This is a genomic window from Commensalibacter papalotli (ex Servin-Garciduenas et al. 2014) (assembly GCF_000527695.1).
Lineage (GTDB): Bacteria > Pseudomonadota > Alphaproteobacteria > Acetobacterales > Acetobacteraceae > Commensalibacter > Commensalibacter papalotli.
This window is the reverse complement of sequence record NZ_ATSX01000004.1, coordinates 1-20,562: the sequence shown is the minus strand read 5'-3', so window position 1 is coordinate 20,562 and position 20,562 is coordinate 1. Positions and strand designations below refer to the sequence as shown.

The window sequence follows — 20,562 nt, the reverse complement described above, 5'->3', positions numbered from 1 at the left end:
TGAATGATTCATTCTTAAGCAAAAAATATTAATTATATCAATATTTATGACACATTATGCGCGATAAGCTAAATTTCCTACAAACCAAAATGAGTATTTTACAACTAATAGTTATTTTTTACGTTTTGTATTAATTGCAATTGCTAACATACTCACAACTGCAAATGTCGCTGTTAAAGATCGAAAACCTGAATAGTTAGCCTCTGTTATCTCAAGCCAAATATTTGCTTTATGCACGAGTGGAGAAAATGAGGAATCTGTAATAGCAGCAATTGGAATGCCCAACTCTTTTGCAAAAAAAACTAAATCTAATGTTTTAGAAGCATAAGGTGTATAACTAATGGTTAATATTGCATCTTTTTTCCCAAGCAATTCAATCTGATTTCTGGCAAGACCACCAGCATCGTCAGCATATTCACATTTAATACCTGCTCGACGAAAAATATAAGTCATATACATTACAATTGAATAAACACGTTCAGTACCAATTAAACAAATTGTTTCTGCATCTGCAAGCATATCAACCATTTTATCTAGATGTTTATAGTTAATATTATGTTCTAAAATATTCAAAGATTGATGAGATGACTCAATAAAATTATTTAATAATTTTTTTTGATTAGCGACTTCATTACTTAAATCTTGATGATTTATATTGTCAATTCGTTCTGAATAATCTGGCCAAAATCGACTGGCATGATCTCTATAAATAGATTGTAACTCTGAAAAACCACTATAACCAAGATTTTTAGCAAAACGAACCAAAGCAGATGGCTGAACTTCTGCAGCTTGCGCGATTTCAGTAATTTTTCCAAAAGCAATCGTATAAGATGGTGTTGATAATAAAAAATCTGCAATCTGAACTAAACGCTTTGAAAATTTACTTTTCCGATCAATAATTAATTGATGCAACGTATAAAAATCATGCGGTAATGGCGTACTAAGATTATCATTTGTTTTATCTTCAGAAGTCTGTTCCATAAATAACCTATTTATCAATCTATCAGAAATTATAAATATAAACTGATTATTAGTTGAATTATATCAAAATATAAAAAAATTCTGATTTACAAACTGTAACTGTATCATAAATCAATTAATTCAAGTGTTAAATAGTATTTTATAATTAATGTTAATGATAAAAGTCTGCGTCAAATGCGAATATTTTCTAAATTAGCAAGAACAGTTCAAGATAATTTCTAATAACGAATATTAAAATTTAGAAAACTTCGTCATTTTAACAGAGAATTAAAGAACTATATTATTTAATTCATCATCTTAATAAAAAATCGATAATTAAGTTTAAATTTCTTTGGCGAACAAGGAGATTGTTTTCTACCAAAGAAATCTAAAATATTATTTTATGAAGCAATTTCGTTTAGATTAACCCAACGATTTTCATATGAAGAAATGGAAATTGCCTCGGAAATTCGAACAATAATCAACGCATCTCTGAAATTAAAATCGGTTTGTTTTCCTTGCTCTATACATTTCATTAATTTATAAACTTCTAGAGTTTTAAGATCATTAAAACCAATTTGATGTCCACCTGCAGGACAGAATTCGCCATATCCTTTATGTTCTGGTCCAGCCATAATGGTTGTAAAACCACGGCGCCCTGTTTTTTGATCGCCTTTATAAATTTGTAATTCATTAAAGCGCGCTTGATCAAATACCAAAGATCCTTTACTACCACAAATTTCAAATCCATGGTGCATCTCCCATCCAGTGGCCAACCATGAAGAGGTTACAACCCCTGTAAACTGATGATCGTTAAAACGAATTAACGCATTTACTTGATCGTCAGTATAAACAGGTTTAGAGCCACCATCTGATGTGGGTCTAGAGTTATAAATAGTATCTAATTTCCCACAAACTGAGTTTACTTCACCTAATAAAAACCGTGCTGTTGCTAGGGCATGAGAACCAATATCTCCTAATGCACCACCAAATTGATCCTTTTCACAGCGCCATGTGTAAGGTGCAGCATCCGCCATGAATCCTTCTGAATGAATACCACGATACCCAGTAATCTCACCAATTTCACCGCTTTGAATAATTTCTTTGGCGGTAACCATCATTGGATTGCGCAAGTAATTAAATCCAACCAAAGTTATAATCCCAGCTTGTTCTGCTGCTTTGGTCATTTTGATGGCATCATTTAAATTGGTTGCTAAAGGCTTTTCACAATAAACAATTTTATTTGCATTGATGGCTTCCAAAGCCATAGGCATGTGTAAATTATTTGGTGTTGTAATGGAAACAATATCAATATCTGGATTATGTATAAGCGACCTCCAATCATCTGTTGCTTCTTCAAATCCTAATTGCTTTGCCGCAGCTTGTGCTTTTTCTAAGGGAATATCTGCTAGTAGTTTTAAAATTGGCGTTTGTTTAACTGGAAAAAAGCGAGCCACATTTCCAAAAGCCCAAGCGTGCGCTTTTCCCATAAAACCACTGCCAATAACGCCAACACCTAACGATTTATTTTGTTTCATTTTTATACACCTATAAAATTATTATTGAAAAGCAATATCTAAAAAGTCAGGACTTTGACTAAATTTCCATTTTTTAGTTGGGCCGGCCATCACATTTAAATAATATGAATCACACCCATGAGGTGCGCCAACAGGGTGATACCCTTTTGGAACCATTACGGTCTCTCCATCGTAAACAGACATTGTTTCATCTAATGATCTATCATCTGTATAAACACGTTGGAAAACATACCCACCTTTACGTTTATTACGATGATAATAGGTTTCTTCGAGGTAAGTTTCCTTTCCTTCAATAGGGGTATCATGTTTATGAGGGGGATAACTTGACCAATTCCCTCCTGGGGTAATCACCTCTACAACCAATAAAGATTCAGAAGGATCAGTATCCGTTAGCATATTATTGACATAACGAACATTTGTTCCACTTCCACGTTTAAGCGTTTCGATTTCTTCATCTCTAATGGCGTAAGGGGCACTCCCTTTTTTAGCTGGCGCTTGACAAATAGCTAACTCTAAATCTGTTGTTGCTTTAACGGTCCATTTCATACGAGGTGGCACATAGACCGCAGAAGGTTTTCCATCAAAAACAGACATTCGTTCGCCCAGCACCCCAAATTGTTTTTCTTCAGTTGAAATATCAGCTTTCCCAGTAATGATGACCAAGCAAATTTCGTTATCATTACCATCTCTGGTTAAAGTTTGCCCTGGCTGTAAATGGGCAACTTCAAAACCAATATATTGCCACCCTGCACTTTGAGGGGTAATCCGTGTAACAATACCTTCTGCATCTGGGGCATGGGGTTTAACCAATAATTTACTCATCAGAAGCTCCTTATTTCTTGATACCAGCTTGATTTAATGACGTAATAAGATGATTATATCCTTTGGTTACATATTGAAACGGATTGGCTTTAACAGGGTCTTGCTCTGCTTCAATCACAATCCAACCAGAGTAATTTTGAAACGGTTTGAAGAATTCAACATAATCAACACTGCCATCGCCAGGAACGGTAAAGACACCTTGTAAAACACCGTCTAAGAATGGCCAATTTTCAGCATTAGCTTTTTTCATTACATCTTCACGAACGTCTTTGGTATGAATATGAGCCACACGTTCTGCATAATCTTTAGCTAAACGAATAGGATCCGCCCCGCCCCATGTTGCATGACCGGTATCAAGTAAAAGATATACTTCTTTGTTCGTAGAATTCATCAAACGATCAATATCTTCTTCAGATTGGATAATCGTTCCCATATGATGGTGAAAAGATAATTTAACTCCATAATCTAACGTTAATTGTGAAAGTTCATTGAGTTTTTCAAAATAACCTTGCCAACAAGATTTTTCCATAATTGGGCGATGTGCTAGTCCAATATCACGACGACCTTGGATGGTATTTGCTGTTTCAGCATAAACCACAACATCACATCCCATTGCTTTTAATAAATCAAGCTGAGAACGCATGGCTGCAAATTCTTCTTTGGCGGAACGTAATAACAAAGCGCCTGAAAACCACCAACTGGTCAGATCTAGATTATATTTTCCCAAAGTTTGTTTTAAGGGTTTGGCTTCTTTTGGAAATTTATTTCCCATTTCCATACCTTCCAAACCAATTTGGCTGGCTTCAGAAAGGCAAGTATCCAAAGGAATATCACCACCTAGTTCAGGCATATCATCATTAGACCAGCAAATTGCGTGCGCACCAATACGAATTGTCATTTTATTTGTTCCTTGTTTAACTTTTAGTTCCAAAGTCTTTGGGATTTTTTATAATTTAGATAGGCATCATAAGCTTCATTGACTGTTTTTTGCTTTGAAACTTCTGGCACAGCAACATCCCACCAATAGCCGCATTCTTCGGTAATGCTGACGGCTTCAGTATCAATGACGATGACTGTGGTGCGATCATTCTGTTCTGATTTTTTCAATGAATCTTGTAATTCTTGAACAGAAGAAACTTTTTCACTGATAGCCCCTAACCCTCTGGCATGTTGGACAAAATCAATATTGGGTAATTCTTTATGATGGGTATCGACAAGCATGTTATTGAATTGTTTACCACCACAAACTTGTTGTAAACGATTGATACATCCGTAACCAAGATTATCAAGCAAAACGATCGTTATTTTAACCCCAAGCATCACAGAAGAAACAATTTCAGAGTTCAGCATCAGATAAGAACCATCGCCCACCATCACAACAACGTTGCGATCAGGTTCTGCCATTTTTGCTCCAATACCACCAGCCACTTCATATCCCATGCAAGAAAATCCATATTCCATGTGATATCCCCCGCTTTGTTTGGCACGCCATAATTTTTGTAATTCCCCAGGCAAACCGCCTGCAGCGCAGACAACAATACTGTTATCAGGAATAGAGCGCATGACGGCTCCGATGACTTGGGCATCACTTGGCAATTTCTCGGTTGTTGGGGCAGGAATTGCCATATATTTATCCGCTGTTTTATACCAATCAGCTTTTAATTTTTTGGCTTTTTTGGTCCAAGATTGGTCAGCTTTATAATCGCTAATTTGTTTACTTAATAATTCCAAAATTGCTTTGGCATCCCCAATCAGTGGATAAGAATTATGTTTTGTGCCATCAAACGGTTGAATATTAAGCCCAATAATTTTTAAATTCTTATTGTTAAATACGGCCCATGATCCCGTTGTAAAATCTTGCAATCTGCTGCCAATCGCAAGGATAACATCCGCTTCATTTGCCAGTGCATTCGCAGCAGCGGTTCCTGATACGCCTATTCCTCCCATGTTTAAAGGAGATTGATCTGGAATTGCGGATTTGCCAGCATTGGTTTCACCAGCAGGAATACCATGTTTATGACAGAAATCTTCAATAAGTTCTTCCGCACCAGAATAAGCAACGCCGCCCCCTATAATGATCAAAGGTTTTTTCGCTTTTAATAAAATCTCTTTAGCGGTTTCCAACTCACTTGGATCAGGGTGAAGACGACGAATATAATGAATTTTTTCTTCAAAGAATGTTTCTGGGAAATCCCATGCCATAGTTTGTACGTCTTGGCACAAAGAAAGCGTGACCGGTCCGCATTCTGCTGGATCAGTTAAAACGGTCATTGCACGTTGGAATGCAGGCACAATTTGCTCTGGTCGTATAATGCGGTCGAAATATCTTGAAACAGGTTTGAAACTATCATTCACGGAAACAGTACCATCTCCAAAATCTTCAAGTTGTTGTAATACTGGATCTGGAAGGCGTGTCGCAAAAACATCGCTGGGTAATAATAGAATAGGTAAACGATTAGCATGCGCTACCCCAGCCGCTGTAATCATATTTAACGAACCTGGTCCAATGGACGCTGTGCAAGCCATTATTTGTCTTCTGCGCTTTCCTTTGGCAAAAGCGATTGCTGTGTGTGCCATTCCTTGTTCATTTTGACCTCTATACGTTGGAAATTGATCTTTAACTTCGTGTAATGCCTCACCAAGACCAGCAACATTTCCATGGCCAAAGATTGCCCACATTCCCGCAAAAAAAGGTTGAACACTACCATCATCTAGCCTGATTTTTTGTGCCATCATTGCTTTAACCAAAGCTTGAGACATCGTAAGACGTATTGTTTTCATTATTTTTCTCCTTAACCTGTCTGGGGAATATTATTGTGCTGCTTTTAGCCAAGCATCAACGAGCTGTTGGAAAGTATCCGCCATTTTTTGAATAGCTTCATCATCATTAATTTGTTTTGTAAACCATTGACGTGCAGGCTCTCCAAAAATTGTACGACCCACGGCAAACCCTTTGACATAAGGTATTTGCGCGGCTGCTTGGAAAGCTTGTGTAATGGTTTCAAGAGGTGCATCCAGCCCAAGAACCACAACACCACGACATAAAGGGTCATTTTGTTTAATAACGTTATTAATGGATTTCCATGCCGCTTGATCTTGTTGAGGTTCTAATTTCCACCATGCTGGTTTAAGCCCTGCGTCATAGAGTTGTTGTAAAGCTGTTGCGATGGTTTGGCTGTCTAAGGGACCATTTTTGCCTGCAATAATTTCAATTAACAACTCACGCTGTAAACGCTGACACGCATCATAAGCTCGTTCAAGTTCTCTTAATTGTTTATTTTTTAACTCAATAGGATCATCTGGATGATAAAAACACAGACATTTAACGGTATGTTGTGCTGGCCATGATAATAATTGTGCGCCTAGGCTGCCTTTCCCATCAAAATCAAGGGGGCGAGAGCCAGGATATTCAATGGGACGAGAAATCCATAGATTTTCATGGGATGCTAAAAATAATGCTTCTTGACCATAGCGACCATCCATAAAAGTTCCAAATCCAGGTCTGCCTTTGGCAACCAATGCGGCGGCTTTAATGGTTAGGATCTTAAATTCACTGATCTTGTCACGAGAAACACCATATTCATCAACCATTTCTTCTAATTGTAAACGGTGATCACATGCCAATGCCATGATTGGCGTTGCTTGAGTAGGACGGGTGGTTGCTTGATGCAAATGGGTCAATGTTTGGTCATGTTGAATAGAATGATTATGACTATTTTGATCTAAGAAATGGGTTAATTCAACAAAGGTTGGATATTCTGGAGAGCAAAGTAAACGAGAAACGGCAAACGCTCCGCACGCATTCGCATAGGTACAACAAACGTCAATCGGTTCATTTTTTAACCAGCCTCTTAAGAAACCAGACATAAACGCATCGCCAGCCCCAAGTGTATTACAAACGGTGACTTTGAAACCTTTTCCTTTGATTCCTTGATCCAAAGATTGAGGAATATTGCCATCAAAAACAACACATCCTATGGGACCACGTTTACAGACAATGGTTGCCTTTGGAGCAATCTTGCGAATATGCTGAATGGCTTCGATGGTATCTTCATGACCGCTGGCAATATGCAATTCCTCTTCTGTGCCAACAATCAGGTCGCATTCAGGGATAATGGATAATAATTTTTCTGTTACTTCTTTTGAACGTACATAACGTGCTTCACCATCACCGATAGAGGCAACACCCCATAGATTAGGTCGGTAATCAATATCAATGACCACTTTCCCCCCATGAGCATGGATTAATTTCATGGCTTTACGTTGTGCTTTTGCACTGTTTTCTTTGGAAAAGTGCGTTCCCGTCACAACAATCGCTTTGGCTCTTTTTATAAAATCGTCATGAATATTATCTTCTGATAATGCTGCATCCGCACAATCTGTTCTGTAAAACAACAATGGAAATTGTTCCGAATCCCTGATACCCAGAATTGCCAAGGCTGTTAGTCGTTCAGGATCTTGATAAATACCTTTTGTATCGACGCCTTCACGCTGCATTTGTTCGATAATAAAATGTCCAAAATGATCATTCCCTACACGTGTAATGACACCAGATTTAAGCCCCAGACGTGCTGTTCCAATGGCAATATTTGCTGGGCATCCGCCAACTGCTTTATTAAAAGATGAAGTATCTTCTAAACGACAGCCAATTTGTTGAGAATAAAGATCAATCGAAGATCTTCCTATAGTAATAATATCCAGTTCGCCATAGGTCATCATTATACTCCAACGATAATAACAAAAAAATTCTAAATTTGACAAAATATAGAAAATTAATTTTAAAATTACGATATGTAGATACATTAAGATACTAAAAAAGGTGTGAACACCCAGTTTTCACAGCCTTGTGATGGTAATCCGAATTTAAAATAGGTGCACTTTTATGTTCAAGAAAATGTTATTAAAGGCTCATTGCCGAGAAAAAATGTTATAAAACTGGGAATTTGTTTAAACATTTAGAATATTTTTTTCAAAAAGTTATAAACTTGATGATGAATACACAATAAGTTTATTAAGAAAATTCAAATTTTATATAATACTTACAATATATTGCGATTTGTAGAAAATTTTTTCTATAATCACGTTAATGTAGGTGCGGTTTTCTTCATAGTTTGAAATTATTTTAGGTAAAGATAAGCTTCAATAAGGTTGCAAATTGCTTTTTGGTTAAGGTCAATAAATGACCTTTTTATCAGGGTTAAGAATATTCTTTTAAGATTTTGAAGAATATTTCTAGATGAAAGAGTAAAGATCTATGTCTGATTCAACAAAAAGAAATTTTATTACAAAAACAACTATGGTTGCAGCATTAGGGGGGTTATTATTTGGATATGATACCTCTGTAATTTCTGGTGCTGTGGCATCTATTGATCACCAATTAGTAAAACCATTAAATCTTTCAAATAATTGGGAAGATTTTATTTCTGGATTCGTTATTGCAAGTGCACTCGTCGGGTGCATGATTGGTAGTATTATTAGTGGATTCGTTGCTGATTTTGTTGGTCGCAAAAGAGGGTTATTTATATCAGCTATTTTATTTGTGATTTCAGCATTAGGATCTGCATGGCCTGAATATGGAGTTATATATCCTCTGCATGACCCTGTAGCTATTGTATGTTCTTTTATATTCTATCGTATTATTTGTGGTATCGGGGTTGGAATTGCATCAACATTGGCACCAATGTATATTTCCGAAATTGCACCAGCGACTATTCGAGGTAGTTTAATTATTTATTATCAAATTGCGATTGTGAGTGGTCAAGCAGGCGTTTATTTTGTGAATTGGTTTATTGCTAGCCTTGGTGATCATGATTGGTTGATGACAACAGGTTGGAGAATTATGCTTGCTTCTGAAATTATCCCAGCCTTTATCTTTTTAATATTATTAGTTCCTGCTGTTGAAACGCCTCGTTGGTTAATGTTAAAAAGCCGTGATGAAGATGCTTTAAGTGTATTGCATAATATTTTTCATCCTAATGAAGCACATAAAACAGCCGCTGACATCAAGGAAAGCTTGAATAAAAATACTGAATTGGGATCTTTATTTCAATTTGGTACTGCCGCAGTTCTTGTGGGGATTATGGTTGCTGCCCTTCAACAATTAGTGGGAATTAATGCTGTTATGTATTATGCCCCAGAAATGTTTAAAAATATGGGTTTTGGAGAAAGAGGCGCATTATTTCAAACAATTTTCATTGGGATTGTTACTGTTATTTTCTGTTTAATTGCGATGAAATTAGTTGATAGAGTTGGCAGAAAACCATTGCTGATTATTGGTAGCATTTTGCAAGCAATTGCAATGTTAGGATTAGCAGCAACCTTTATCTTTAAATTAAGTAGTATGATTTCCGTCTTTATGATTTTGTTTTACTGTGCCAGTTTTTCTATTTCATGGGGGCCAATTACTTGGGTTTTGCTTGCGGAACTATTCCCAACAGCGATCAAAGGGCGCGCAATGAGTTTAGCAGTGTTTTTTGAATGGACTATTAATTTAATAGTTGCATGGTCTTTCAAAATGATGGATGGGAATGCTTCTTTGAATGAAGTTTTTAATCATGGTTTTCCATTTATTATTTATGGGATAATGGGCGTTCTAGGCACCTTCTTTGTTATATTCTTTGTTCCAGAAACAAAAGGACGCAGTCTAGAAGAAATCCAACAAATTTGGTTAGATCGTAAAAATAAAAAACAAGTATGCAATCCATCTACTGTCAAAGTGTTATAAATTTTATTTGAATTAACTTCTTAAGATTAATTTTTAAATCTTAAGAAGTTAACATATCCGTAAATTATTGGTTTGAAATCAATTTGATAAAAAAAATTATCAATAGGAGATTGCTATGCGTCATATTGGATGTTGCACGTGGATTTTTGGGAATGAACCCATTGAACAAACAGCTCAACGTGTGAAAAAAATTGGATTAAATGGAGTGGAATTACATGGAGATATACATTCAATTAATCCTGTACAAGCAGGTAAAGTTTTCGCAGATAAAGGATTAGAGATTTTTTCTATTACACCTGGAGATGCGGATATTTCAAATCCAGATTCTGCAATTCGCCAAAAAGCTGTTGATTATTATAAAAAGTTAATTGATTGGGTATTAAAAATAGATCAACAACCTAATCCTCCAATGGTTTCCTGTCATGGGTTAGTACAGCGTATAAGGCCAATTAGTACACAAGAAGAAGAAAATCAATTTTTAATAGAGAGTACAAAACAAATTTGTAATATGGCACAACAAGCAAATATCGAAATTGTTTTTGAAGTGTTAAATCGTTATGAAAGTCACCAAGTTCAGACTTTAAAAGAGGGAGTCCATTTCTTAGAAAAAGTAAAAGCTCAAAATTTAAGATTACTAGCAGATGCTTATCATATGAATATAGAAGAGGCTAATCCAGCTGGTGCTTTACAGGAGGCTGGGACATATATCGGTTTATATCATGCCGCAGATTCAAATCGTGGAGCAATTGGCGAAGGCCATACGGATTTTAAAGCACAAATTATGGCTCTAAATAATATCCAATATTATGGCCCCATTATTCTTGAAATTGCAGCCCCTGGCCCAGATCCATTTAATACAAATAAAGGTGAAGGGTTCAAAGAAATACTAGAACAACAACTAAAAAAATCGATAGAATCTATTCGTGCATTAAATAGTTAGTTCAAATGAACTAAAATAAAAAGGTAAGTTATATAACTTACCTTTTATTATATCTTAAATTTCATCTAAACGAATAATACGTTTTTCAAGAATAGAACGGCTAGCTGCTTCTGCTAACATTAATGCTTGTTTGCCATCTTCAAATCCTACTTCTGGATTTTTTCCTTGTTCAACAGCATCCACAAAAGAGCTAATTTCATTGTTAAATGCTTCACCATAACGATCAATAAAAAAATTCATTAAAGCTGGTTTTTGATCTGTAAAGTTTTCTGCATATAAGCGCATATTATTCATAGGGTGATTTTCTGAAATAGCCATACCTTTTGATCCAAAAGCTTCTACACGTTGATCGTATCCATATACAGCACGACGAGAATTGTTAATGATACATTGTTTTCCAGAGGCTGTTTTTAGAACAATAGTGACCGTATCATAATCATTACAGCGTTCCATTAATGCGTTATTGACAAGGCGTGAACCTGTTGCAGAGACTTCTGTAATATTTTCACCCAAAATGAAACGTGCCATATCGAAATCATGAATGGTCATGTCACGAAATATACCTCCTGATACTTCGATATATGCATCAGGTGCCATGTCTGGATCACGTGAAGTAATAATGACTTGGTGTAAGTCTCCAATTGCACCTGCTTCAATAGATGTTCTAACAGCTCGGTGTCCTTTATCAAATCTTCTGACAAAGCCAAGCATAATAGGGATATTCGTGCCTTTAATTTTTTGCTCACAAGACTTTACTCTGTCCAATGATAAATCAATTGGTTTCTCACAAAAAATAGCTTTTTTGGCAGCAACAGCTTGTTCAATTAAATCAGCATGTGTCGCTGTAGACGTTGCAATCAAAACGGCATCAACTTCAGAAGCATTCAAAACATCTTCTACTGAGGAGAACTGTTTAGCATGATGATTTCCCGCAACCTCTTGTGCCACTGCATTATTCACATCGAAAACGCCAGCAAGTTTTGCCTTGGGATGAGCAACAATATTATCAACATGCATACGGCCGATACGGCCTGTACCAAGAACAGCAATTTTTAACATATGTATTTCTTTCTTTAATTATATGGATATAAAAATACTTTCCTTTTTAAATTAGAAAAATATTTTTAAATTTACGATTTATTGTAATAATTCGATAATGAAAATTTTGTGAGTTTTAATTTTTTCTGTAGAATAATGCTTGTCCAGCATTAATATATAAAAATAGAAATATACTGATTATGTATAAAATTTTTGATATTTATCAATAAATTATAATCTAAACAGATTATTTTTATAGCTTTTAATTTTATTTTAAATTATTCAAAATATAAAATAATTTTAAGATCACAATTAATTCATTAAAATTGAAAAAAAATTTCTATTTTATATAGAGAATGTATTTTATAGTTAATTCATTGTTATAATTTTAAATCAAAGGTTAAAAAATGCCACTTATTCGTATTGATGTCATTGAAGGCAGAACTCAGCAAGAATTAAATATTTTAAAAGAAACCATCCATCGTGCAGTGGTTGAAGCTTTTGAAGTTCCAGAACGTGATAAATATCAGATTTTAACACAACATAAACCTGGTTTTCTTATTTCTGAAGATACAGGATTAGGTATTCCAAGAACTGATAAATTTGTTTTGCTGCAAATTGCCTCCAGACCAAGAACCGCTGAACAAAAGAAGAAATTTTATAGTCTTGTTTGTCAGCTATTAAAAGAAAATTGTGCAATTAAATCTTCTGATGTTATGATTAGTATTGTTGTAAATAGCGATGAAGATTGGTCTTTTGGATTAGGAAGAGCTCAGTTTCTAGAGGGAGATCTATAAATCGATATTCTGCAAGAATAAATTAAGTATATTGTATGATTGATTTTATAGGGAAATTAAAGATGACTACTAAAAATCCACAAGAAATAAAATTAAGAATTGGCGTGATTGGAACTGGTGCTATTGGCTCAGATCATATTCGCAGATGTACTCATACATTATCTGGTGCAGAGATAGTAGCTGTCAGTGATGTTAACACAGAAAATGCAAAAAAAGCAGTCACTCCATATAATCCAAATGCCAGGGTCTATGAATCTGGGCATGATCTTATCAATGCAGAAAATGTAGATGCTGTTATTATAGCTTCTTCGGGACAAACACATGCGGAATATGTGTTATCTGCAATTAAAGCTGGTAAATATGTTTTTTGTGAAAAACCATTAGCAACTACAATCGAAGATTGCCAAAATATTATTCAAGCTGAACAGGATCAAGGTCGTCGTTTGGTCCAAGTTGGTTTTATGCGTCCTTATGATAAGGGATATCGTGAATTAAAAAAAATAATATCTGACGGTATCATAGGTTCCCCTTTAATGGTTCATGCGGTACATCGTAATCAAAAAGTCGGTGAAAGTTATGTAACTCATATGTCTATTTTTGAAACATTAATTCATGAACTTGATGTGTTAAGATGGCTATTAAATGATGACTATATTTCCGCACAAGTTATTTTCCCTCGTCAAACAAACTATACACATGAAAAATTACGTGATCCTCAAATTGTGTTACTAGAAACTAAATCTGGTATTCGTATCGATGTAGAAGTTTTCGTTAACTGTCAATACGGATATGATATTCAATGCTCTGTTGTGGGAGAAAAAGGTACCGCAAATTTACCAGACCCTGCTGCAGTTTCTTTACGTTTGGGTGAAAAATTAACGACTTCCATTTTAACCGACTGGAAAGATCGTTTTATTGAAGCTTACGATATAGAAATCCAAGAATTTATCAATGGATGTCTAGCTGGACAACTCAACGGCCCGAGCACTTGGAACGGATATGTCGCTGCTATTGCTGCTGTTGCTTGTGTAAAAGCACAAGATACTCTTGCCATAGAACCAATTTCTATTCCAGATTCCCCAGCAATGTATAAGTAGTCTATCAGTCAGTATTTAAATCATTTAAAATAATATAATCATCAATATTAGAAGGTCAATCAAGCTAATATATTAACCTTCTAACAAATTATTTATTGTAATCGCTCAACAAATTGTGCAATACGCTTGCATGCCTTTTCTAATACTTTATCATCGGCAGCATAAGAGATCCGTAAATAAGGACTTAATCCAAAAGCATGACCAGGAACAACAGCGACATGCTGTTCTTCTAACAAAGCCTCGGCAAAATCTTGGTCATTTTCAATTTTACGCCCACCTGCACTGGTTTTGCCTATACATCCTTCAATCCCAGGATAAACATAAAAAGCACCTTGTGGAACAGCACACGTCACCCCTGACATCTTTGAAAACGCTTCTTTCATCATTTTACGACGACGATCATAAGCTTCTTTCATCTCTGCCACATCATTATCACAATGGTGCAAAGCTGCTGTAGCTGCGGCTTGGCTGATACTGGACGCGCCAGATGTAGAGTTACTTTGAATTTTCAACATCGCTTTGATCAGGCGTTTAGGACCACCCACATACCCCACGCGCCAACCTGGCATCGCATAGGTTTTGGACGCCCCGTTCACCGTTAAAATTCGATCTTTTAAATCTGGTGCCAACACAGCCAATGAGTAATGCTCTTGACCATCAAAAACTAAATGTTCATATATCTCATCAGCAAAAATCCAAACTTGAGGAAAATCACGTAAAACTTCAGCAATTTCCAATAAATCTTGCCTTGACCATACAGCACCCGTTGGATTGCTAGGCGAATTAATAATTAACCACTTTGTTTTATTGGTTAACACCTTACGTAAATCAACAGCTTTCAAAGAAAAATTATTTTCTTCTGCGCAAATCACATCAACAGGTTTACCCCCCAAAAAACGGGCCATAATTGGATAGCTAGTCCAATAAGGCGCGGGAACCACGACTTCATCCCCCTCATTCAAAGTCGCCATGAACGCATTAAACAAAATCTGCTTAGCACCATTAGCCACCATGATTTCGTCAAGCGCATATTCCAAACCATTCTCTTGTTTGAATTTTTTTTGTACAGCTTGCTTCAACGATAAAACCCCATCAATAGGCGGGTATTTTGTCTTACCATCTAATGCAGCTTCATAAGCTGCATCACAAGCCATTCTGGGGGTAAAAAAATCAGGCTGCCCTAATGCAAGAGAAATAACATCATTGCCCTGTGCGGCCAGCTCTCTGGCACGCATAGACATCGCAATCGTTGCTGGGGTCTCAAAGCCCTCCATTTTTAAAGAAAGGCTAGGCTCGGTTTTTAAGGGGTTCATAGTCATTGATAGACCTGTTTTTTCCTATTGAAGATTCATACAGAATTGTTTGATACGCGTACAAGCTTCTTTTAACAATTCCGTACTTGTCGCATAGGAAATCCGAAAATATCCTTCCATCATAAAAGCTGCACCATGCACTGCTGCGACACCCTCTTCTTCCAACAGAGCTGTTACGAAAGATTCACTGTCAACAATTTTGACACCACTTTTCGATGTTTTACCAATACAGTCATGAATAGATGGAAATAAGTAAAAAGCACCTTCTGGTTTAATACAACTGAGCCCTGGGGTACTATTTAATAATTCTAAAACGATATCACGGCGTTTTTGATAAGTACTAACCATATCTTGCACAGATTCTTGTGATCCAGACATAGCTTCAATTGTTGCAGCTTGACTGATTGAACACGCATTCGTTGTAGATTGCCCCTGAAGCTTCATCATCGCTTTAATAAATTCTACTGGTGCAGCTGCATAACCAATACGCCATCCTGTCATAGAATAAGCTTTTGAAACACCATTCATTGTCACTGTACGGTCTTTGAGTTTAGGCTCAACCTGCACAATCGTAGACGCCACAAAACCATCATAAGTCAGCTTGCAATAAATATCATCTGTCAGAATCCACACATTTGGGAATTCTAATAAAATATCACATAACGCCCGCAACTCTTCATTAGAATATGTCACGCCAGTTGGATTGCAGGGGGAGTTAATGATTAACCATTTTGTTTTTTCAGTAATTGCTTCGCGTAACTGTTGAGGCTGTAATTTAAATCCTGTTGTTTTTTCATTGCAAGCCACCATTACTGGGTTACCACCAGCCAATGTCACAATATCTGGATAAGATACCCAACAAGGCGTTGGAATGATCACTTCATCTCCGGGATTAATACTGGCCATCATAGCATTAAAAATAACCTGCTTGCCGCCAGAGGAAACTGCTATTTCATCTGCAGTATAATCCAAGCCATAATCAGTATTTAAACGATTAGCAATTGCTTGGCGAACTTGTGCTGTTCCACCAACATCTGTATATTTTGTTTGGCCAGTTTGAATAGCTCTGATCCCTGCTTGGCCAATATTATCAGGTGTACCAAAATCAGGTTCACCCGCAGAAAGGCTTATAATATCGCGACCTTTTGCCTTCATCTCACGCGCTTTTGCAGAAATAACCAATGTTTGACTTGGCTGTATTTGTTTTAGACGATCCGATATAATATCCATTATAATTATTCCAAATGTAACAATAAATCCTGTATTTAAGATAAATACCAGGATAGTAATTTTAAACTTTACAGTTTCACAATATAAAACGGTAAAGTTTGAATTTATATAAATTCTTGGTTTTCATCAACTAGGTGAAGTCTTTTTTCAGTAATTTCATCCCAGAATAATGAAACTGATCATATTGCTGAGAAATACTATTTTTTCTTTAAGAAGAATTTTGTAGTTTTTTTACTCATAACAACACTTGCATTGACATTGACCATTTATCTACTCACTAAACATTTCTTTATAAAAATAAAACTATATTATAATGTTTATCTTTAAACATATGCCGATAAGCAGGTTGCCAATTTTCATGTAAATATAAAGAATCAAAGTCTAACGAAATAAGCTATCTATCTCAATCTCTTTTGCCTTAAATAAAAGCAAATTCACAATTATTTCCCATAGATTTAAAACGGGTTAACTGCATCTCAACTATACTAATAAATATTTTTTACAAAAATTATGATATATTATCCTAAACTGTGAATGATATTACATATTTATTATAAAGAGTGTTCATCTGTGATTGATATTACCAACTTAACCACGAATATTATAACACTTGTTTCAATCAAAAAAGATCAAGTTCTTCCATCTTTAATTGATCCATCACTACAAGATATTATACCTATTATTGAAGATTTTAAACAAGAATCAAAGGCACTAAAAACAATTGAAAATCTTGCAAAATACTGCGCTTTTTATGAAGACTATAACCTAGCACATCAACTGTTAGATTATGCACTAACATTATATCCTAACCAACACCAAAATTATTATTTTAAAGCTATTTTATATTTCAAACAAAATGATATACCACAAACTTTGCTAGCTCTTAAAAATATGCTGCACAGCGTAAAAGCTTCGGAAACACAAATCACACATATTTTAAATCGTTTAAATGACAATAATAAAATAAGTGATTGTATATTTTTTATTGATAGTCTTTTAAAAGAATTTAACTTACCTCTTTCCTCTCGAGATTTTAATATTCTTATTCTTCCCTATGATATTAAAAATAAAAATAAAATCATACAATATTATTACAGCATTTTTTTTGTAATGCTTTGTAATACCCTAGAATGGAAAGACCAAGGACAATTAACAACATTATTAGATGCAGAATATCAATTAAATGGTTCCAGCCCATGGTATCATTTATGTATGGGAAAGTTAAGTTGGATATTAAATAATAGACCAAAAACTGATTTCCATTTCAAAAAAGCTAAAGAGCTTTCAATTGAACAAAATCTTATTTTTACAACTGGAGATTGTGGGGTTTATACCTGGTTATCAGATGAAGAAATACAGAACCTTCCCGGCCTTCAAAAAAATCATGACCCTTTTCAATTAAAAATGTGGCAATGGTCATATGCAGATTTAAAAGATGAAAAACCTGAGATTTCTATTATTCTAGGATGCGATTTTAAATATTTTAGATATTTTCCTAAATTTTTACTTTCATTGCTCAAAGCTCATATTCACAATAAACATCAAGAAAAAACAGTGATAAGTATATGTCTAGATAATCCATCACCAGAACAAATACGCTTTTTACGTGAAACTGCCAACTATATTCATCAACATATTCCACATTTTTATTTAACCTTTGGTTATGGATTAAGCCCTTATCAAGATGGCGCATATTTCGCCAGTGTTCGTTATTTATTTGCCCCCGAACTATTTAACCTCTATCCAACACAAACCTTTATCGTTGATATCGATGCTTTTGCCTATGAAGATTTTTATCAAAAAGTTAAAAACCTCAGAGAACAATATGATTTTGCTTTGCGAATTTTTGCTTTTGATCAACAAGGCAATCAAGTCGCTGGGGAACCTTGGTGCCTAGGGGCTGGCATATTATATCTAGGAGACCTTGAAAAAACACGTTCTATTCTGCAACTTTTAAAACAATATGTAAATTATGCTTATGACCCTAAAAATCCTTTAAATTGGTGCATTGATCAATGTGCTCTTGTTCAAGCTTTTAACTATTATATTAAACCATTTTGGGATACATTAAGAGTTACCGATATTGATTATAATCCTCCTTTTCTTTTGTCACATATTATCGGTGAAAAAGACGAGTTTTATTGTCGTGACGGTATTATTGATATTGATAATTTCAAAGAGAACTTAGAAAAACTGATTCATTAAATGCTATAACATTATATTTAAGGAGTATATGATGAATAAATCTTTAGCTGCCAGTGTTTCCCCCGCTTTATACTCTAGCAAAACCAACACAAAAATTTTCACTTTAACCAGTGCAGAACATAATATTGAGGTTGGCAACTGGAAAATTGACAGCACACAACTAGGAATTCTTGATACTTATTTTATAATTGAACAAAAAATTCTACATGGTGGAAAGCAAGAAGGCTCAAAAATAATTACGCTTACCAGCCCTAATGGCTTAACCATTACCCTCAGTCCTACCAGAGGAATGAGTATTATCAACGTCATAGGCCAAGATATGCGTTTTGGTTGGGATTCCCCTGTTAAAGAAATAGTTAATCCTGCCTTTATTAACCTTGAAAGCCGCAGCGGCGCTGGATGGCTAGAAGGCTTTAATGAAATGATGGTTCGTTGTGGCTTTGAATGGGCTGGGCATCCTGGCCTTGAAAATGGAGAGATGCGTACTCTTCATGGTAAAATAGGTAACACCCCTGCCTCTGAAGTTGAAATTGAAATCAATGAAACTGCACCTTATGAAATTAAAATCCGAGGTTTAATCAAAGAAAGCACCTTTAAGAAAGCCGAATTACAAACCTTAGCAGAACTAAGTTATACTCCTGGTACGCATCACTTTACCATTCATGACAGTTTAACCAATCACGCCGATTATCCTCGCGACTATCAAATCATGTATCACAGTAACTTTAGCAAACCGTTACTAGAAAAAGATGCACAGTTTGTAGCCCCTATCAAAGAAATCAGTCCTTTCAATGATTATGCGCAAAAAGGGCTTAGCGATTGGTCGGCTTATCTGGGCCCGACAAAAGATTTTGATGAAATGGTCTTCAATATTGTTCCTTTCTCTAAGACAGACGGCTCTACCATAGCTGCGCTACATAACAAAGATGGTAGTAAAGGTGCTGCCATAGAATTTAACGTTAAAGAGCTTCCATACTTAACTTTATGGAAAAATACTGATACTGAGAAACAAGGCTATGTTACAGGCATAGAGCCTGGTACAAATTACGCTTATGCTGCTAGTATTGAGCGTGAACAAGGACGTATTCGACAAGTTAAGCCTGGAAAAACTGTGCACTTTAAAATTAAATATAGCGCACTCATGAACAAAGAAGCAGTTAATAAGGTAAAAAAAGAGATCACTGATATTCAAGGTAACCAGAAAACAACCATTATTCAAAAACCCATTGCCAAAGAATAATTTCAGCTAACTTCATGTATTGGATATGAGAAATTTCTTATTCATATCCAATATTAAAGAATCTAGTTATGTAACCTTTTTGAAGTGTAACCCAAACTGCGATATTTTCGTAAATATAATTTTTTAAAATTATTACAATGCTACAATGTCAAGAAACATCATCGACTACCTCGAATAACAGATTCTTTCGCTTGTATTCACCGTGCTCTATTAAACAGATAAAAAATTGCAGCAATTATTTAAAAAAAATATTAAAAAGAAATAAATTTATGATCAATAAAACTAAAACTACAATATTTCTTATTTAATAAATTATAGTCTTTTAGATTGTGGCACATATGACATTGGTATAAATAAAAATAAAATTTTTCTAAAATTAAAATTAAACAAACTTAAAAGTAAAACTTATCAGTACGAAAAATAACAGCACTATTACTTCATTAAAAGTCGAATATCCTCTCCGAAAATCGATTCTCGCCAATCCATAGCCACAAAAACAAACAAATGAGAATAAATCAGATTTTTATTTCTAATACTGGTATTTATTGAGTGGGCTGAATGATATTCTTAGATGCAAATTAATAATGATAATTGTTTTAAAGGTAATACACTTTTAAGTGATGCTAAGAGGCATCTGATTTACAACTTTAAGATGTGT

15 protein-coding genes are annotated in these 20,562 nt (G+C 35.2%); 6 read left to right on the top strand and 9 right to left on the bottom strand.

Going from position 1 to position 20,562, the window contains the following annotated elements:
* Positions 1-111: 111 nt before the first annotated feature.
* The 6 genes from COMX_RS09775 to COMX_RS09750 form a co-directional block, all read right to left on the bottom strand.
* A complete protein-coding gene (locus tag COMX_RS09775) occupies positions 112-981 on the bottom strand; it encodes a MurR/RpiR family transcriptional regulator (protein ID WP_034340782.1) in 870 nt (289 codons plus the stop codon).
* 380 nt (positions 982-1,361) lie between these two features.
* Positions 1,362-2,498 (bottom strand): Gfo/Idh/MocA family protein, encoded by a 1,137-nt coding sequence (locus COMX_RS09770; protein WP_034340780.1) that lies wholly within the window; start codon positions 2,496-2,498, stop codon positions 1,362-1,364.
* A 21-nt stretch (positions 2,499-2,519) separates the two neighbouring features.
* Positions 2,520-3,320, bottom strand: a complete 801-nt coding sequence (gene iolB / locus COMX_RS09765) for a 5-deoxy-glucuronate isomerase (RefSeq protein ID WP_084051603.1) — start codon at positions 3,318-3,320, stop codon at positions 2,520-2,522.
* A 10-nt stretch (positions 3,321-3,330) separates the two neighbouring features.
* Complete coding sequence (gene iolE, locus COMX_RS09760; protein WP_034340773.1) at positions 3,331-4,218, bottom strand: myo-inosose-2 dehydratase; 888 nt, start codon at positions 4,216-4,218, stop codon at positions 3,331-3,333.
* 23 nt (positions 4,219-4,241) lie between these two features.
* A complete protein-coding gene (iolD, locus tag COMX_RS09755) occupies positions 4,242-6,101 on the bottom strand; it encodes a 3D-(3,5/4)-trihydroxycyclohexane-1,2-dione acylhydrolase (decyclizing) (protein ID WP_034340770.1) in 1,860 nt (619 codons plus the stop codon).
* A gap of 30 nt (positions 6,102-6,131) precedes the next feature.
* Positions 6,132-8,036, bottom strand: a complete 1,905-nt coding sequence (locus COMX_RS09750) for a bifunctional 5-dehydro-2-deoxygluconokinase/5-dehydro-2-deoxyphosphogluconate aldolase (RefSeq protein ID WP_034340768.1) — start codon at positions 8,034-8,036, stop codon at positions 6,132-6,134.
* Between the two features lie 538 nt (positions 8,037-8,574).
* Between COMX_RS09750 and COMX_RS09745 the strand changes: the two genes are divergently transcribed.
* Positions 8,575-10,044, top strand: coding sequence for a sugar porter family MFS transporter (locus tag COMX_RS09745; protein ID WP_051462104.1), 1,470 nt, complete (start codon positions 8,575-8,577; stop codon positions 10,042-10,044).
* Between the two features lie 115 nt (positions 10,045-10,159).
* Positions 10,160-10,984 carry a sugar phosphate isomerase/epimerase family protein gene (locus tag COMX_RS09740; protein ID WP_034340767.1) on the top strand — a complete coding sequence of 275 codons (825 nt, stop codon included), beginning with the start codon at positions 10,160-10,162 and terminating at the stop codon, positions 10,982-10,984.
* Positions 10,985-11,038: 54 nt separating this feature from the next.
* On the opposite strand, the gene iolG is transcribed toward COMX_RS09740, so the two are convergent.
* Positions 11,039-12,043 (bottom strand): inositol 2-dehydrogenase, encoded by a 1,005-nt coding sequence (gene iolG / locus COMX_RS09735; RefSeq protein ID WP_034340763.1) that lies wholly within the window; start codon positions 12,041-12,043, stop codon positions 11,039-11,041.
* A gap of 386 nt (positions 12,044-12,429) precedes the next feature.
* Between iolG and COMX_RS09730 the strand changes: the two genes are divergently transcribed.
* Both COMX_RS09730 and COMX_RS09725 read left to right on the top strand, forming a co-directional pair.
* Positions 12,430-12,819: a tautomerase family protein gene (locus COMX_RS09730; RefSeq protein ID WP_034340759.1), complete on the top strand. Its 390-nt coding sequence runs from the start codon at positions 12,430-12,432 to the stop codon at positions 12,817-12,819.
* 86 nt (positions 12,820-12,905) lie between these two features.
* Positions 12,906-13,916: a Gfo/Idh/MocA family protein gene (locus COMX_RS09725; protein WP_034340828.1), complete on the top strand. Its 1,011-nt coding sequence runs from the start codon at positions 12,906-12,908 to the stop codon at positions 13,914-13,916.
* A gap of 92 nt (positions 13,917-14,008) precedes the next feature.
* On the opposite strand, the gene COMX_RS09720 is transcribed toward COMX_RS09725, so the two are convergent.
* Positions 14,009-15,235, bottom strand: coding sequence for a pyridoxal phosphate-dependent aminotransferase (locus COMX_RS09720; protein WP_034340757.1), 1,227 nt, complete (start codon positions 15,233-15,235; stop codon positions 14,009-14,011).
* A gap of 18 nt (positions 15,236-15,253) precedes the next feature.
* Complete coding sequence (locus COMX_RS09715) at positions 15,254-16,459, bottom strand: pyridoxal phosphate-dependent aminotransferase (protein ID WP_034340754.1); 1,206 nt, start codon at positions 16,457-16,459, stop codon at positions 15,254-15,256.
* A gap of 570 nt (positions 16,460-17,029) precedes the next feature.
* Here COMX_RS09715 and COMX_RS09710 point away from each other — a divergent pair.
* Positions 17,030-18,664, top strand: coding sequence for a tetratricopeptide repeat protein (locus COMX_RS09710; protein WP_034340751.1), 1,635 nt, complete (start codon positions 17,030-17,032; stop codon positions 18,662-18,664).
* 31 nt (positions 18,665-18,695) lie between these two features.
* Positions 18,696-19,904 carry an aldose 1-epimerase family protein gene (locus COMX_RS09705; RefSeq protein ID WP_034340747.1) on the top strand — a complete coding sequence of 403 codons (1,209 nt, stop codon included), beginning with the start codon at positions 18,696-18,698 and terminating at the stop codon, positions 19,902-19,904.
* Positions 19,905-20,562: the final 658 nt, after the last annotated feature.